General features: G+C 41.9%; 13 protein-coding genes and 1 pseudogene. 6 read left to right on the plus strand and 8 right to left on the minus strand.

All coding sequences use genetic code 11. The features are described from left to right. Positions 1–133: 133 nt before the first annotated feature. The 3 genes from QUB37_RS11490 (at position 134) to QUB37_RS11500 (ending at position 2488) form a co-directional block, all read left to right on the plus strand. Positions 134–646 carry a hypothetical protein gene (locus tag QUB37_RS11490; RefSeq protein ID WP_333161986.1) on the plus strand — a complete coding sequence of 171 codons (513 nt, stop codon included), beginning with the start codon at positions 134–136 and terminating at the stop codon, positions 644–646. 220 nt (positions 647–866) lie between these two features. Beyond that, positions 867–1631, plus strand: a complete 765-nt coding sequence (locus QUB37_RS11495) for an aldolase/citrate lyase family protein (RefSeq protein WP_333161988.1) — start codon at positions 867–869, stop codon at positions 1629–1631. A 188-nt stretch (positions 1632–1819) separates the two neighbouring features. Continuing rightward, on the plus strand, positions 1820–2488 hold the full coding sequence (locus tag QUB37_RS11500; protein ID WP_333146038.1) for a 2OG-Fe dioxygenase family protein: 669 nt from the start codon (positions 1820–1822) through the stop codon (positions 2486–2488). A gap of 123 nt (positions 2489–2611) precedes the next feature. Here the strand turns inward: QUB37_RS11500 and QUB37_RS11505 are convergent, their stop codons facing one another. Beyond that, on the minus strand, positions 2612–3100 hold the full coding sequence (locus QUB37_RS11505) for a hypothetical protein (protein WP_333161990.1): 489 nt from the start codon (positions 3098–3100) through the stop codon (positions 2612–2614). A gap of 410 nt (positions 3101–3510) precedes the next feature. Between QUB37_RS11505 and QUB37_RS11510 the strand changes: the two genes are divergently transcribed. Together QUB37_RS11510 and QUB37_RS11515 are read left to right on the plus strand one after the other, a co-directional pair. Further along, the gene (locus tag QUB37_RS11510) at positions 3511–8889 is read left to right on the plus strand and encodes an ATP-binding sensor histidine kinase (RefSeq protein ID WP_333161992.1); all 5379 of its coding nucleotides are present in this window, start codon (positions 3511–3513) and stop codon (positions 8887–8889) included. Positions 8890–8924: 35 nt separating this feature from the next. Further along, positions 8925–10457 (plus strand): ATP-binding protein, encoded by a 1533-nt coding sequence (locus tag QUB37_RS11515; RefSeq protein ID WP_333161994.1) that lies wholly within the window; start codon positions 8925–8927, stop codon positions 10455–10457. A gap of 283 nt (positions 10458–10740) precedes the next feature. Here the strand turns inward: QUB37_RS11515 and QUB37_RS11520 are convergent, their stop codons facing one another. From QUB37_RS11520 to QUB37_RS11530, 3 genes and pseudogenes are all read right to left on the minus strand, one after another. Beyond that, positions 10741–11154 carry a nuclear transport factor 2 family protein gene (locus tag QUB37_RS11520; RefSeq protein ID WP_333161996.1) on the minus strand — a complete coding sequence of 138 codons (414 nt, stop codon included), beginning with the start codon at positions 11152–11154 and terminating at the stop codon, positions 10741–10743. Between the two features lie 188 nt (positions 11155–11342). After that, positions 11343–11468: pseudogene (locus QUB37_RS11525) on the minus strand (Uma2 family endonuclease); the annotation flags it as partial. Positions 11469–11542: 74 nt separating this feature from the next. Further along, positions 11543–12538, minus strand: a complete 996-nt coding sequence (locus QUB37_RS11530) for an AEC family transporter (RefSeq protein ID WP_333161998.1) — start codon at positions 12536–12538, stop codon at positions 11543–11545. Between the two features lie 213 nt (positions 12539–12751). Here QUB37_RS11530 and QUB37_RS11535 point away from each other — a divergent pair, with 213 nt between their 5' ends. After that, positions 12752–12916, plus strand: coding sequence for a hypothetical protein (locus tag QUB37_RS11535; protein ID WP_333162000.1), 165 nt, complete (start codon positions 12752–12754; stop codon positions 12914–12916). On the opposite strand, the gene QUB37_RS11540 is transcribed toward QUB37_RS11535, so the two are convergent. From QUB37_RS11540 to QUB37_RS11555, 4 genes are all read right to left on the minus strand, one after another. Further along, positions 12913–13119: a glycogen debranching protein gene (locus tag QUB37_RS11540; protein ID WP_190741881.1), complete on the minus strand. Its 207-nt coding sequence runs from the start codon at positions 13117–13119 to the stop codon at positions 12913–12915. The two genes, QUB37_RS11535 and QUB37_RS11540, sit on opposite strands and share 4 nt — an antisense overlap. Positions 13120–13361: 242 nt before the next feature. Next, complete coding sequence (locus QUB37_RS11545; protein ID WP_333162004.1) at positions 13362–13853, minus strand: GNAT family N-acetyltransferase; 492 nt, start codon at positions 13851–13853, stop codon at positions 13362–13364. Between the two features lie 176 nt (positions 13854–14029). Further along, positions 14030–15103 carry an RNA polymerase sigma factor, RpoD/SigA family gene (locus QUB37_RS11550; RefSeq protein WP_333162006.1) on the minus strand — a complete coding sequence of 358 codons (1074 nt, stop codon included), beginning with the start codon at positions 15101–15103 and terminating at the stop codon, positions 14030–14032. Positions 15104–15229: 126 nt separating this feature from the next. Then, complete coding sequence (locus QUB37_RS11555; protein ID WP_333162008.1) at positions 15230–16903, minus strand: ABC transporter ATP-binding protein; 1674 nt, start codon at positions 16901–16903, stop codon at positions 15230–15232. Positions 16904–16919 lie beyond the last annotated feature (16 nt).

The raw sequence follows: 16919 nt of genomic DNA on the forward strand, positions 1-16919 counted from the left end.
GCGTGAAAAACACTCATCCCATCTAAATGTTTATTTTGCAGTATACTGGTATTTCGCGGTCTTGTCAGGGAAAACTTTTTTAGAGAAGAGGCATTAATACCAGCAACAAATATTGAACAGCCGGATAAAACTTATGCTCAAGATTGTCAAATTTTTTAGGTCATTGATTCCTTTTGAGAGTTTAACAATTACCACCAGTTTAACTTATTCGGAAGTTTTACGCAGGTTGGACGAAGTTGTTACTTCTTCCAAAGTTTTTAGAATTATTATACCCTTTAGCCAGCCACCTGCGAAACCCTATGAAGGAACGATTTCTGGCAAAACCTTCAAAATTAATCGCATCATCATCGGTAGACATTTATTGTTCCCAATTATACAAGGAGATATACATAATCAACAGTTCGGTTGTTCCATCAAAATTAGGATGAGTTTACATAAAACAGTTATAGGATTTCTAATTCTTTGGCTGTGGACAAGTGGCAGTATTGGAATGTTTGCTTTATTTGCTTGGTTAGTAGAACCATCCGTGGGAGCCATATTTTTACCAATCTTAGGAATGTTTATTTTGGGCTGGCTTTTGTGCTTGATTCCCTTTAAGATAGAAGCAAAAGCCGCTACAAAATTTTTAGCGATTCTCTTAACATAAAGGAATTTATTACGACAATATTTTAGCTGTATTATTAAAAACAATTGGGCTTCATCTGGGGAGCATCTCAGTTTTGTAAAAAGCATTTTTTTTATTGTAGTGCGAGCGTCCCCGCTCGCGTATTGTACAATACGCGAGCGGGGACGCTCGCACTGTAAATGCAAAACTGAGATGCTCCCTTCATCTGCGCTAAAAAACAATCAACTTTCCGGGATTACCCATGCGTCAAAACCAACTCAAACAAAAAATTAAACAAGGCGAAACAGTCCTCGGTTTATTTATGAACTGCGCTTATCCCGCATTCATGGAAATATGCGGTCACGCTGGATTCGATTTCGCCGTTATCGATATGGAACACGGCCCCCTGAACCCGCTTGCTGCTGAAGATTTGTGTCGCGCCGCCGACTGCACTGGAATTGCACCGATTATTCGCGTCCGCAAAAACGACGGGCCGCAAATTCAACGAGCTCTTGACATCGGCAGTGCAGGCGTTCAAGTACCTCAAATTGAAAGCAAAATCGATGCCGAAACCGCTGTCAAAAGCGCTAAATACAGTCCTCTGGGTACGCGAGGCCTTTCCTTCGCTACGCGGGCGGGACTTTACACCGCTGCAGGTACAAATATCACCGATCGACTCAACGAAGAATCCTTAGTTGTGATTCATGTCGAAGGCAAAGGCGGCATCGACAACCTGGCAGAAATCGTTACTGTGCCAGAGGTGGACGTGATTTTTCTGGGGCCTTACGATTTGTCACAGTCGATCGGCATTCCCGGCCAAGTCCGCGATCCCCGAGTCATAGACATGATGCAAGAGGCAGTGCAAACCATCCGCAAAGCAGGTAAAGCAGCCGGTACTTTTGCCGAAAACCCCGAAATCGCCCAGCAGTGGATTGATGCTGGCGTTCAGTACGTAACACTTGGGGTCGATGTTGCCGTTTTCCTGCGGGCCTGTCAGTCGCTGGTGAAAGCAGTCAATCGATTTTAGATTTTAGATTGGGGATTTTGGATTAAAAGAAGAACCAGCCACCGGATTCATCTTGCAAGCTTTACGATATCTTTGCAATTTTTGTAGTGTCTTTTACGACACATACAAAAATCCTGCGCTAGAGTAGAAGCATACACCTCCTCAAGGCTAAATTAGGGAGGGGAGCAAGGCTTCAGGGAGTAAAATCTATGAAAACCGTATTAGAATCCATTCATTTGGATTATGCTTTCATGTTTACTTTCAAAAAAGTAAACTCGATTAAGCTAGAAGGTTTCAAGGAATTTTTTGACGATATGCCTGTCGATCCGTATGTGAAAGGTAAGTATCGTTCGAGAAGATTGTCGCGGTTTGCAGTCAACGGAAATGAGTTAGTTAAGTTACCTCACGGCTATTTGTATCAAAGCAAAACATACAATCCGCTAGTGGGTGATATCAGGCGGGAATTTGCCGAATTGGACGATCGGCTAATCGCCCTCGATAATTTCAAACAGATGATTTTTGCTTTTTTCGATTCCTGCAAAATTCACCCGGAAGCTGAAATCGGCATCCATCAAATCAGGACGACTTGTTCACCGCACAATTTCGGCAACCCCGCACCGGAAGGCATTCACCAAGACGGTACTGACTTTATCGGGATTTTCTCGGTAGATAGAACTAATATTGTAGGCGGGGAAACGCATTTGTACTTGGCTAAAAAAGAGAAGCCTGTTTTTAATAAAATTCTGCATCCTGGGGAATTACTGCTGGTTAATGACCACGAGTTTTTCCACTTTACTACACCGATTAAACCGGAATCTGAAGGAGTGGGAACCAGGGATGTCTTTGTGCTGACTTCTCCGAGTTTGCTTACCGATTGAGGATACAGTCCTGGACGCATAACCTAATGATGTAAGGTGCGTACTACGCACCTTACTCCGATTACCCATTACTGCATCCCACAGATCGCCTTTTGGTTGCGCCCCCACCCATTTCGATCGTGGTTAATGCTTGGGAAAATCGATTCCTGAAATTGATATTCCTTCCATCTTCTCCACATATCGTCCTTGAGCCGCTACACACTCGGCCATTTTTTGAGCTTGTATGGGTTGACTCCTTCGATCTGGCGAGGTACCTCTATACTCCCATGTACCGCGAATGTCGCCAGAGAATGCTTTTCCATTGTTTTTTAATACTAGCTCTGTGCCAGTTGCATCAATGTAGTATTTCCCATTTTCAACAGACACGCTGCTAATTGTGATAGATTCGACTCCTTTGTAGGGATTTGCAGGACCATCAACGATCTTGATGCAGATTCTATTGTTTTGATGTGCAATCTCTCTACGGGAGTTATTGAACATTGTTCCTTGAGCGTAGTAAGCTCCTGTGGGTAGAATTGTAAAGCCCTGTTGATTACTTTGAGCAGAGGACAATGATGAGATTGACAGAAGGATAGAACTAACAATTAGTGTTTCGATCGCCAAAAATTTCATTTGCAACAAAACTCCATTAAAATTATTTTTTCAGATTCTACACGATCGCAGTTGCTCTATAAACTTCTTTAGAGTTCTTGCAAAAGTCAAATTTACCCCCCGCCAGTCCCCCCATATCTGGCTATAGATCTAGTAACTATAACAAGTCGTACACATCTCCTCTGAATACCAAGGGCGAGATCCCTTCACTCTGTTCTGCCTGCTGTTGGAGGAAGTTGTGGAGCGAGAGCCCTCCTAACATAAATCTTTATTTGTATTTTTTTTAAGAAATGTAAAAATTAATATTTTTTTTAGTTGAAATTTAAGTTTTGCTTAAAGTGCAGGCTAGTCTTTATATTAGAGGGTACATCTACTTAGAAATTGAGAGTTGCTAAAAAAATGTGTATTTATTATTTAAATAGGCTGCAAAGATGATTAACTTAGCTGGCTACGAGATTACCAACCAAATACATGAAAGTAATAATTCTTTAGTTTACCGAGGATTGAGAAAGCAAGATAACCAACCAGTCATTCTAAAATTTCTCAAGCAAGATTATCCGATGCCAGCTTCGTTAGTCAGATACAAGCAGGAATACGAAATTACACGCAATCTTAACCTAGAAACTGTACCTAAAACCTACAGCTTAGAAAAATACCAGAACAGTTTGGCGATCGTTTTCGAGGATAGTGGTGGAGAATCATTAAAGCTGTGGTTGGCTTCTCACAAACTTACCTTAGAAGAGTTTTTGGCAACCGCTATTAAAATAACCAGAGCTTTAGGCGACATTCATCAACATAACATTATTCATAAAGATATCAACCCCAGTAATATTATTATTAACTCGACAACATCGCTAGTCCAAATCATAGATTTTGGCATCTCTACTGTTTTAAATCGTGAGAATCCTACCCTAAAAAATCCTAATGTTTTAGAAGGCACTCTCAGCTATATATCGCCGGAACAAACAGGCAGAATGAACCGAGCGATCGACTACCGCACGGATTTTTACTCATTAGGAGTAACTTTTTACGAACTGCTAACGGGGCAACTGCCATGGGATTACAACGATGCAATGGAATTAGTGCACTGTCATATTGCTAAACAAGCAGTACCGCCCCATGAAATCAATCCAGAAATAGGAATTCCTAAAGCGGTTTCTGATATAGTAATGAAGCTGTTAGAAAAAACGGCTGAAAAAAGATACCAAAGTGCTTGGGGAATCATCGCAGATTTAGAAGAATGCCGAAAACAAATACAGGCTAAAGGAACGATTGCTGATTTTGCGATCGCCCAAAAAGATCTTACAGATAAGTTTCAAATACCTCAAAAACTTTATGGTAGAGAACGCGAAATAGAAACCTTATTAGCAGCCTTCGAGCGCGTCAGCAATGGCACAACAGAAATTATGTTAGTGTCGGGTTACTCTGGCATTGGCAAATCAGCCTTAGTGCAAGAAGTTTATAAACCGATTACTAAGTCAAGGGGTTATTTTATTGCGGGTAAGTTCGACCAATTTCAACGCAATATTCCTTACGCAGCTATCATCAATGCTTTTCGATCCTTAGTGAAGCAAATACTAACTGAAAGTGAAGCACAATTAGTTCACTGGAAAGAAAAACTTTTAGCAGTTTTGGGTAAAAACGGACAAGTCATTATTGATGTCGTTCCAGAAGTGGAACTCATTGTTGGTAAGCAGCCAGCCGTGCCAGAATTAGCGCCAGCCGAGTCACAAAATCGTTTTAATTCAGTATTTCAAAAATTCATCGGCGTGTTTTGCTCATCTGAACATCCTTTAGTCATCTTTTTAGACGATTTACAATGGGCTGATTCTGCCACGCTGAAGTTGCTAGAAGTAATGATGACAGATGCACAAACGCGCTATTTGTTCTTAATTGGGGCATATCGAGATAACGAAGTCGATCCCGGACATCCCTTGATGATAAGTCTTGATTTACTACAGTCCAAAGCCTCTGTTATCAACAACCTCACATTAGTTCCCTTAGCTATTGAACATATTTGCAACTTAATTTGTGATACGTTACACGGTAACACAATTGCAGTAGAACCATTAGCTCAATTAGTAATCAGAAAAACTTCTGGTAACCCCTTTTTTGTCAATCAATTTCTCAAAACTCTCTATCAGGAAGATTTACTTACATTTATTCCTCCGTCTCAAGGCAGTAAACCCCAATGGCAATGGGACATAGCTTTAATTGAGGAAATAGGCATTACTGATAATGTTGTGGAGTTAATGGTTAGGAAGTTAAGAAAACTTCCTACCTCCACACAGCAGGTTTTACAGTTAGCTGCTTGTGTAGGCAACACTTTTGATTTGCACACCCTTTCTATTATCCATGAAACATCAGCAGCAGTCGCTTATCAAAAGCTTTTACCAGCAATTCAGGAAGGTTTAGTATTACCTATTTCTGATCTGGAAATTACACCAGAAGAAATAATAGATGCTGCCCTAATTATTCTTACTTTTAATTTTTTGCACGATCGAGTGCAACAAGCAGCTTATGCCACTATCCCTGAAGAGCATAAAAAAGAAGTTCATCTCAAAATCGGTCAACTACTTTTAAAAAATACGACAGAAAAAAAAGTGGAAGAAAAAGTTTTCGATTTGGTTAATCATCTTAATATAGGTGTGGAATTGATTGATGATTTAGAGCAGAAAGTTAAATTGTCAAATTTGAATTTAATAGCAGGCAAAAAAGCCAAAGCTTCCACGGCCTATAAAACAGCAGCTACCTATTTTGCTTTAGGAATAAAACTACTAGGGATTCAGGCTTGGGAAAATTATTATGAATTAACATTTACTCTCTATAGGGAGCGAAGTGAGTGCGAGTATTTAGCTGGCAACCTTGAGGAAGCAGAAGAACTTTTTAAGATAGCCTTAAGTAATAGCCAATCGGCCATCGACAAAGCAGAAATTTATTCTCTTTATACATTCTTTTGTTCAACTTTATCACGGAAAGATGAAGCCCTCAAGTTCACGCTTGCTGGCTTAGAATGTTTGGGTATGGATTTGCCTCGTACAGAAGAAGAATTACCAAAAGCAGTAGAAATAGAATTACAACAGGTATCATTAAATCTGTCCCAAAGAAAAGTTGCTGATTTAATCAATGCTCATGAGCTTAGAGACTTGACAAAAAGAGCCAGCATTAAATTATTAATTGATTTGTGGGCGGTAGCTTATTATGTTGGACATCAAAATTGGCTAGATTTATCTATATTAAAGATAGTCAATATGTCCTTAAGGTATGGAAACACAGATTTATCAGCCTTCGGTTATGTTACTTATGGAATGTTGTTATCATCTCGAAATGAATATAAACTAGCTTATGAATTTGGTAAGCTAGCTTTAAAGCTCAATGATAAATTTAACAACAAGAGCCTTAGTTGTAAAGTCCCTAATCTTTTTGCTTTGAGGATTAATCCTTATAATAATCATTTAAAAACAAACTTAGATATTTTTAGGACAGCTTATAAAGGTGGGCTAGAGTGTGGCGATTTAGTTTACATCGTTTGGACGATTATGTTTAGTATATGGACGAGATTTATTATAGGTCAGCCTCTAAAAGAGGTTTATGAAGAATCTTGTAAATATATAGCTGTTATGAAGCAGACAAATGACTTAAGTATGCTGTATGGATTTATGTCTTTACAGCAAACTACTTTAAATTTACAAGGATTGACTAAAGACAAATACAGCTTCGATGATGAAATATATAGTGAAGCGTTGTGCTTGCAACACTGGGAAAATACGAAGTTTTATCATGTTAAGACTTGGTATATAACTTTCAAGGCTCAAGTTTTATTCATTTATGAGAACTATACTGAAGCTCTCAAGCTGGCTCAAGAAAATGAAAAAATAATTAATAATTTCGGTTTTTTTAATATCACTCAACACTATTTCTATTATTCATTAATTTTGGCGGCTGTCTATTCAAAGGCTACTATTGATGAAAAAGAAAATTACTGGGAAATTTTACATAATAATCTAGAAAAAACAAAAGTTTGGGCAGATAGCTGCCCAGATAATTATCTACATCAGTATTTACTGATAGCCGCAGAAATAGCGCGGATTTCTGGTAAGGATTTAGAAGCAATGGATTTATACGACAAAGCGATCGCTCTTGCCAAAAAAAATGAATACATCAACGAAGAAGCACTCGCTCACGAACTGGCTGCCAAATTTTACTTGTCATGGGGTAAAGAAACGATCGCCCAAGCTTATATACAAAATGCTCATTATAGCTACCAACTCTGGGGCGCTCTAGCTAAAGTTGAGGATTTAGAAAAAAAATACCCCCAATTCCTAGGTAGAACTTCAGCCAAGACAACCGCTCAAACAAATGTTAACCGAACAACGATTAAGGCTACTACCACTAGCACTAATTTGGGAGATACGCTAGATTTAGCCACAGTAATGAAAGCTTCTCAAGCAATTTCAGGTGAAATTGTTTTGAGTAAATTGCTGGAAAGGTTGATGAAGATTGCGATCGAAAATGCAGGCGCACAAAAAGGATTTTTAATTTTAGAAAAAGCGGGAAACTGGGCGATTGAGGCTGAAGGTTCGGTGAAGAAAGATGAAGTTAGCGTGCTGCGATCGCTTCCTCTCAATGCAGAAGCTGCTTCTGGGGAAATGCCAAAACTCGCAAGTGCGATCGCCCACTACGTCATCCGCACCCAGGAAAACGTAGTTTTAAATAACGCCACCCAAGAGGGACAATTTACCCGCGATCCTTATATAGCAGCCACTCAGCCCAAATCCATTCTCTGCACACCTCTGCTGCACCAAGGCAAACTGACAGGCATTCTTTACCTAGAAAATAACCTCACAGAAGGAGCTTTCACTACAGATAGACTAGAACTGTTAAAATTGTTATCGGCCCAAATAGCCATTTCCATTGAAAATGCCCAACTCTACAATAACTTGCAGGAGTTCAATCAAAACTTAGAGCAATTAGTGTGCGATCGCACCCAGGAATTATCCAACACGTTGGATGCTTTAAAAGCGACTCAAAGCAAGCTAGTCGAATCAGAAAAAATGGCATCGCTGGGAGGATTAGTTGCAGGCGTCGCCCACGAAATTAATACTCCCATCGGCGTTGGTGTCACCGTTGCGTCAGCTTTGGCAGAACATACCACAGAATTTGCTTCTACTTATAACAGTGGCAAAATGAAGCGCTCCGAGCTAGAAAAATTTTTGGATATAGCCACTCAAAGCAGCAACTCTCTTCTAACCAATCTCAATCAAGCAGCAGCATTAGTTCGGAGCTTTAAAGAAGTAGCAGTCGATCGCTCTAGCGAAGAACGACGAACTTTCATAGTCAGAGATTATCTGGATGAAATTTTAATCCAATTAAAACCAAAATTGAGAAATAGCAAACATTCGATCGAAATTAAGGGAGACACCAAAATAGCCCTAGATTCTTATCCAGGTGCATTATCTCAAGTTGTCACAAATTTACTGATGAACTCTCTGATTCATGCTTACGAACCGGGCGAGTCTGGTCAGCTCGCTTTTGATTGGCAACAAGAGGGATCTCGGCTTAGATTTGAATATTCCGATGATGGTCAAGGCATTCCCCCAGAAAATTTAAGTAAAATTTTCGAGCCATTCTTTACTACAAAACGCGGTCAGGGTGGTAGCGGGTTGGGATTGCATATTGTCTACAATTTAGTAACCCAAAAACTTCTGGGTGAAATAGAATGTAAAAGTGAGGTAGGAGTCGGCACCAAATTTATTATTAAGCTACCCTTGCAAATAAATTTACATAAATTCACAACCGTAGTTTCCTAAATCCCAACATCAGTAACAAAGAAAGGTAAGCAGCAATGGACAAGAGTATTTACGGCTTTTCAAATGAAATCTCATCTGAAGAAGTGTTATTTGCGGATGAAGTTAACTCAGATGAAGAGTTATTTTTTGCCGATGAAGTATCAGAAGATTTTCCGACAGAAAGCTGGAAAATTTTGATTGTAGATGATGAAGCTCAAGTTCACACAGCTACCAATATAGCCTTAATAAATTTTGTTTATGAAAATAAATTTTTAAAATTTATTAGTGCTTATTCCGCTAAGGAAGCTAAACAGTTAATTCAAGAACATCCTGATGTGGCTATCATCCTGCTTGATGTAATCATGGAAACGGATGATGCAGGCTTAGAGTTTGTGAAATATGTCCGCCAAGTGTTAGGCAATCAGTTAGTGCGAATTATTTTACGCACGGGTCAACCCGGACAAGTACCCGAAAAAAGCGTTATTATCAATTACGATATAAATGACTATAAAACTAAAACTGAATTAACGACATCAAAGCTATACACTACAGTGCTAACAGCTTTGAGAAGTTTTTGTCTCGGTCATAAATTGCAGTCTGAAATAGAGCAGCGCGAACAAGTAGAGAAAGCACTGCGTATCAGTGAAGAAAAAGAACACCAAAAAGCTCTTGCCTTAGAGCATTTTGTCCGAGAACTGCAAGACACACAACTCCAGCTAGTTCAAAGTGAAAAAATGTCGAGTCTCGGTCAATTAGTTGCAGGTGTCGCTCATGAAATTAACAATCCGGTTAACTTTATTTACGGCAATGTCTCCTATGCCAAAGATTATATTAAAGAACTCATCTATATGTTGAATCTCTACCAACGGCATTACCCGCAACCCGAAGCAGAAATTCTCCAGGCAATAGAAGATGGAGAGTTGTCATTTATCATGGACGATTTGCCAAAGTTGCTTTCTTCCATGCAGTTAGGCATCGATCGCATTCGCCTTATTGTGCAGTCTCTACGAAATTTTTCGCGGTTGGATGAAACCGAAATCAAATCAGTAGATATCCACGAAGGGATTGATAGCAGTTTGATGATCTTACAGCACAGACTAAAAGCTAGGTCAGATCGCCCTGCTATTAATGTGATTAAAGAGTATGACGTATTACCGCTTTTGACTTGTTATGCAGGTCAGCTCAATCAGGTGTTTATGAACCTTTTAGCGAATGCTATAGATGCTTTGGAAGAGCGGGTAAGTAAAGAAAAAGGTACAGTTTTTCAGCCCCAGATATTAATTCGGACTGAAGTTTTACCGGGCACCTCACAGGAGAACATTAGCCTTGATTCAGGCATTCGGGTAACAATTGCTGATAATGGCGCTGGCATGACTGAGACAGTTCGTTCTAAACTTTTTACTCCCTATTTTACTACTAAGCCAATCGGAAAAGGTACAGGCATGGGATTGTCAATCAGCAAAAAAATTCTGCTCGAAAAACACTGCGGTCAATTGCAGTGTTTTTCTACCCCAGACGAGGGAACGCAGTTTATTATTGAGATGCCAGCTATCTGTATAGAAACCAATTTCGCGGTAGCTACGGTCTAGGAAACGGATTGGGTGGAATTCATCATATAGCGGTTTTCATGTGCAGGGGAGAAATCAACAGTAATTCCGAAAGTTACGCTAACGGGCTTAGACAAAAACTGAAGCCAAAACGGCTTAAAGCTTAGATAGAGAGAGACTTTTACCTCGAATGGGCATGAATCTAATATTTACAAGGGTTTCAGGCATTTTTAGGTCATCGACCTCTTTCCCTTGCGAGGGAGAGATTTTCCCCTTTAGGGGCGAGAAAATGTCCCAGCCCCATTAAGCAACTCACAGATAAATCTTATCGAAACTTCCGTTCAGACTCTTGAATCGGAACATCATTAATGCTAGCTTCACGTTTTCGCATTAGCCCATTTTCGGCAAATTCCCACTGTTCATTACCATAGGCGCGATACCAGTAGCCAGAATCATCGTGCCACTCATACTCGAAGCAAACAGAAATCCGATTGTCTGTAAAACTCCACAGTTCTTTCTTTAAACGGTAATCTAATTCCTTTGCCCATTTTCGTCTTAAAAAAGCCTTGATTTCTTCCCTGCCGCTGAAGAATTCGGCACGGTTTCGCCACTGAGAATCTTCCGTATAAGCTAAGGCTACTCGTTCTGGATCGCGGGTATTCCAGGCATCTTCAGCAGCTTGAACTTTGGCTTTAGCAGTTTCCAGCGTAAAGGGCGGTAGAGGTGGTTTAGTTTCCATAAGCTTTGTTGTTTGTGATTAAAAAAGATTAGGTGCGGGATGCTCGCGCTACAGAGAGAGTTTTGGGAATTTGATATCAATCCTCAGCATGGGGAGCTATTTCCATTGCTCGCAGTCGCTAACTACAGCCAACGGAGTACAATCGCGCTCTTGCTCTCCATTACGGCTAGCAAATCCCAAAACATCCAATCTGTCAGAATGATACTCTGAGGATGCTCCTGAAAATTTTTCACAAATGTACCATCTTCGTCTGGCAATTGGGTATGATCGGGGAATGCAGGAGGCAGATATGTAGCAGTTATTGTCTGATTCATCCTCTTTTCCGTGCAGTTATTGTTCATTGTACTGCGAAATTTTAGAGCAATCTGATTTGAAACTTTAGCTAATATTAACTAAACCCAGCTAACCACAGCGGAAGCATCAGCAACAAACCGACAGAAGTGATGGCGATGCTGCTAGCTAACAAATCGCGATCGAGCTCGTATACTTCTGCTAAAATCAGCACGGAAAGAGCTGTGGGCGTTCCCGACATTAACACCAACACGAACCTCGGATCGCCACTCAATCCGAAATAACTAGCACCCAATCCGATCAGCACCGGCACAATTACCACTTTTAACAGCGACGGGATTAACGCCAGTTCAAAACTTTCCCATTTCTTAATAGACCTCAGCCGGATGCCAACCAGCAGCAAAGCACTGGCAATTACCACCCAAACAGCAGTCTGCAATCCCGATTCCACTGTTTCGGGCAGGGGGATGTTTCTAGTATAAAAACCAATTAAAAAAGCCCACAGGGCGGGAACTGTCAGCACGTCCCGGAGCTGAGTCCACCAGTGATTTTTTTGCTCGGAGTTCCCAAAATAGCTAGCAATAAATACACCGAAACCGTAGCTTCCGATCACATTATTAGTAACGCTGTACAAGACAGCCCAGTTGTTGTTATCGCTGCTGATGATAGACGGGGTGATTGCTAATCCAACAAAGCCCGTATTCCCTAACATCGCAGCTAGGAGAAAACTGCCTTGGCTCGATCGCTTCAGGGAATTAAAATTTAATAAAAATAAATTTACCAGAGAATTTTTGCCCTGAAAATAGGGCTTTTGGATGTGGGCTGCACTCAGCCTACGCAATAATACCCAAGTCAGCCAAGCAAAACTCGTACTCAGAAATAACACGAATATGGCGATCGCCGGCGTGAATCCCACAGCACCCGAAAAATCGCTTTGACGGGCTAAAACTAGAATTTGCAGGGGTATCCCAATCCAGAAAAGAAAGTGGCTCAGCAGCTTGGGAAAATCAACTGGAATGTACCGAAACAGCAGCAGTCCTAAGCCCGTCCAGATAACTAGAGGGGTATAAGCGTGAAATAAGGTTTCAACCATAAAAATTTAACTTGACAATTGGAAATGCCTCTATCTATTAATAATAATGCTAAAATCCCTTTAAGAAATGCGAATTATCGTTAGCGGAACCCTCGAAGAGGATCGCACTTGCACGCTTTTTCGTCCTAGCGTGTTCGCAGCATTGCAGGCCCGAAAATTTCCGCCCAAATTCCCCCATCTTCCCGAACACAATGCTCAGACTGGCAGCCCCAAATGATTGCAGTTTTTTACCTTCAGATTCACAAAACCTCTGTTAATGTGACCAATGTGCGATCGAGCTATCTTGCCTTTTCCGAACAGATGTCCCACGTTTTTCTGCCGTTTCGCTCTAACGGAAATACGGCGACACTAAAGCTGCTAATGACTTGCACTCATTAATTCAATTTCAAAGCATTAACAGGAACCTCATCCCAAGAACTAACAGTCCGCAAGGTAGCAACCCAGCCCTGCTCTTTTTGCTCTGCCGTCAAATTCTTCTCAAAAGATTCGTGGCAATCCTTCGCTTGAGTTTCATCGCAACAAGCAATACAAGAATAAAGAATACCCGACGGATCGATTTGCTCGTTTACCCAAATAATCACGATCTACTCTCTCAATCAAAATCTACTGTTACTTAAATTTTCCTATATTTTTGCCAATTATCTACTCCGATTTACGCAACCATAGATTTGAGGCGGTACAGATTTGTTGTAAGGTGCTTGTGGCGCACCCTACAGATTCCTTGTAAGGTGCGCGGTACACACCTTGATTTCTTAGTCTCAAGCGAGAGGGACGAAAGTTTTTGTAGGATCGATTGCCATCGTCGAGTCTTATCGAGGGGTTTTTACACTTGTTTGGATGCCAAAGTTGCCAAAGACTCGCCCGCAACCCGGCAAATCCGCCAGTCTGGCATCACATCAGCACCGATACCCTTGTAAAATCCGATCGCCAATTCATTCCAATCCAAAACGCTCCATTCCAAACGCCCGCAGCCCCTTTCAACCGTCAACTGCGCTAAATAAACTATCAAAGACTTACCAATTCCCCGCCCTCGAAACTCAGGGATCACAAACAAATCTTCCAAATAAATTCCCGGCTGAGTCAAAAAAGTAGAATAATTGTAAAAAAACAGCGCCCAGCCGACAACTTGATTTTCGCACTCGGCTAAAATCGCTTCAGCAAAAGGTCGATCGCCAAACAAATGATGCTCCAAATCAACCGCATTGCCAGTAACGGCATGAGATAATTTTTCGTACTCAGCTAAAGCCTTAATCAAATCAAACAGCACCGGCACGTCGGCGCGGGTAGCTGGACGCAAAATTACCTCTGAAGACATAAATAAGTAAGTAGTACGCGACAATCAACAATTAAAAATACCACATCAAGACATTTTTAATTTGTAATTTTTACTTAAGTTTTTCCACTTTTAACAAGCATATTTACGGTGGCCTCGGAGTGCCACCCCACAATAATTTTAATATTTTTCAAAATGCCAACTCAATGTTTTTTAGTTTATTTCAACCAGCCCTTCAATCGTTCCGTCACTTGAGGGCGACGCAGCTTTCGCATTGCCTTATTTTGAATTTGACGGACTCGTTCGCGGGACAAATTGAACAAACTGCTGACCTCTTCTAAAGTGTAAGGTTCGCCGGTCAGCAAACCGTAACGCATAGCAACAATCTCTTTTTCGCGCTCAGTCAAAATACTGTCCAACACCTCCAAAATATCTTGGCGCATCATCATCTCATTCATCTGAGCTTCGGGAGATTGCGTCGCGTTATCTTCGAGAACATCCAAAAGTTCCGAACTTTCTTCTGAGCCGATGCGGTGGTTGAGAGACAAAGATTGCCGACGTACTTGCTGGAGGTAGCGAAGCTGTTCGCAAGTAACTTGCATTTCTCTAGCAAGTTCAGTTTCAGTTGGATTGCGTTGAAGAGAACGCTTCAAATCTCGATAAACTTTTTTGAGTTTATTTAACTGTTCGACAATGTGAACAGGCAAGCGAATCGTCCGCCCTTGATTGGCAATTGTCCGGGTAATTCCTTGGCGAATCCACCAATAGGCATAAGTAGAAAACTTGTAACCCTTCTCCGGATCGAACTTTTCGGCTGCGCGATTCAAACCCAAAGCTCCTTCCTGAATTAAATCGAGAAAAGGCACGCCCCGATTAAGATAACGTTTGGCAATCGAAACTACCAAGCGCAAATTCGAGCTGATCATTTTCCGTTTCGCCGACTGACACTGGTGGCGAAGCTGTTGCAGTTGAGTTTCGCTTATCCCCAAAGCCGCAGCGAGTTCAGCTTTTGTCGGCACTCTGTCCAATTCCTGCTGCAAACGCTGTTCTAGTTCATCCAGGGCTACCAATTCTTGAACGCGACGCGCCAACTCTACTTCTTCGGCTGCTGTCAGTAGAGGATACCGAGCCATTTCCTTGAACAAAGCTCCCACTGGATCGTCGGCAGACCAGTTGTTGTATGCTGACGATCGAGTTACCGTCGGACGATCGATCTCGGTGTCTTCATCTTCTGCGATCGCGAATGAGGCGTCGGGTGCCACCGCAAAACTGCCTAGGTCAGATTCTGCCATATCGTGCTTGGTGTCGGTGGAAGGATTTGAAAAGTATCCCTTAACTTTAACCAATTTAACCCGAAATTTCCGAAATCCATCTAGAAGCCCGTGACAGAAATTAGATGGCCCCAATTTTATACCTTTCTATTGAGTTCTAGCCAGTAAAGGAGCTGCCTGCAATAATTGCTGAGTATAAGGGTGCTGCGGATTAGTAAAAATATCCCTAGTCTTACCGATTTCAACAATTTTGCCAGCATTCATTACCGCAATACGATCGCAAAAAAATCTCGCCACCCACAAATCGTGCGTAATAAACAGATAAGTCAAATTAAATTCCTGCTTCAATTCCAACATCAGCTCTAAAACTTGAGTCTGCACGCTGGCATCCAGCATACTCACAGGTTCGTCGCAAATTATCAGTTGCGGCCGAGTAATCAAAGCGCGGGCGATCGAAACTCGCTGCTGTTGTCCTCCTGACAATTCCCCCGGATAGCGACGAAAGAAATCCTCCCCTGGACTTAAACCCACCCGCTCTAACATTTGGATTACTTGTTTTTTAGCTTCGCTGCCATTAGCTAATTTGTGAATAAACAAAGGGTCAGCAATACTTTGCCCGACAGTCATCATCGGATTCAGGCAAGCGTGGGGGTCTTGAAAGATCATTTGCATTTCGCGGCGGTGCTTCCTCACAGCATCGCGGTTCAGGGCAGTTATATCTATTCCTTGAAATTCCACTTTGCCGCCAGTCGCGGTAATTAGCTGCAAAATCGTGCGTGACAAGGTACTTTTTCCGCAGCCGGACTCCCCCACAAGCCCTAGGGTTTCTCCCCGTTGTAGCTCTAAACTAACGCCGTCTACTGCTTTAATTACCTGGCGATTCCTGGAAAACAACTGATCTAATAAATTGCTTTCTAAACTGTAGTGTTGCTGCAAATTCGTTACGGTCAAAAGAGGCGAATTTGTTGAGTTTGCAGGAACGACTTCAGTCCTGATTTCCTCGAATGCTAACCCTTTGCCAGAATCGGCTTGAATGTGCAAAGCTGCTTTGAGGAGCGATCGAGTATATTCGTGCTGGGGCTTTTCAAAAACGTTTTGCACCGGCCCTGTTTCTACGACTTTACCGCCGTACATCACCGCAATGCGATCGCAATACTCAGCCACCATCGCCAAATCGTGAGAAATCAACAAAATAGCCGTACCCCGTTCCTCGCAAAGTCTGGTTAATTCCTGCAAAATCTGAGCAGCTACAGTTACGTCCAAACTTGTAGTCGGTTCGTCCGCCACAATTAATTTTGGATCGAGCAAAAGAGCCAAAGCAATTGCTACTCTTTGCCGCATTCCGCCGCTAAATTCGTGGGGAAATTGCGACCAGCGAGACGCGGGAATTTTCACAGCTTCCAGAGTTTCGATCGCCCGTTTCTTAGCTTGCTTGCGATCCAAATTCGGTCTATGAGCTTGCAAAGTCTCGATGCAATGTTCTCCTACAGTCATCAAAGGATCGAGACGAGTCATCGGATCTTGAAAAATCAATGCTACAGCTTCGCCCCGAAACCGTCTCAGCCGCGAAGCATTCATATCAAACACCGACTCTCCAGCAAAACTAACTCGCCCCTCAATCAGCGTTGAATCCGGCAGCAACCGCATCGCCGCCCTTCCCAAAGTTGACTTACCGCACCCAGACTCCCCAACTAATCCGAGCTTTTCCCCCGGTTTCAGCGTCAGGGAAACCCCGTCAACGGCCCAACCGGATTGGCCCCGCCGCTGAGGATAAGCTACTCGCAGATTGTCAACGGAAAATAGAGAAGAGTCATTAGTCATTAGTCATTAGTCCTTA

The organism is Microcoleus sp. AT3-A2, from assembly GCF_036705685.1.
GTDB lineage: Bacteria > Cyanobacteriota > Cyanobacteriia > Cyanobacteriales > Microcoleaceae > Microcoleus.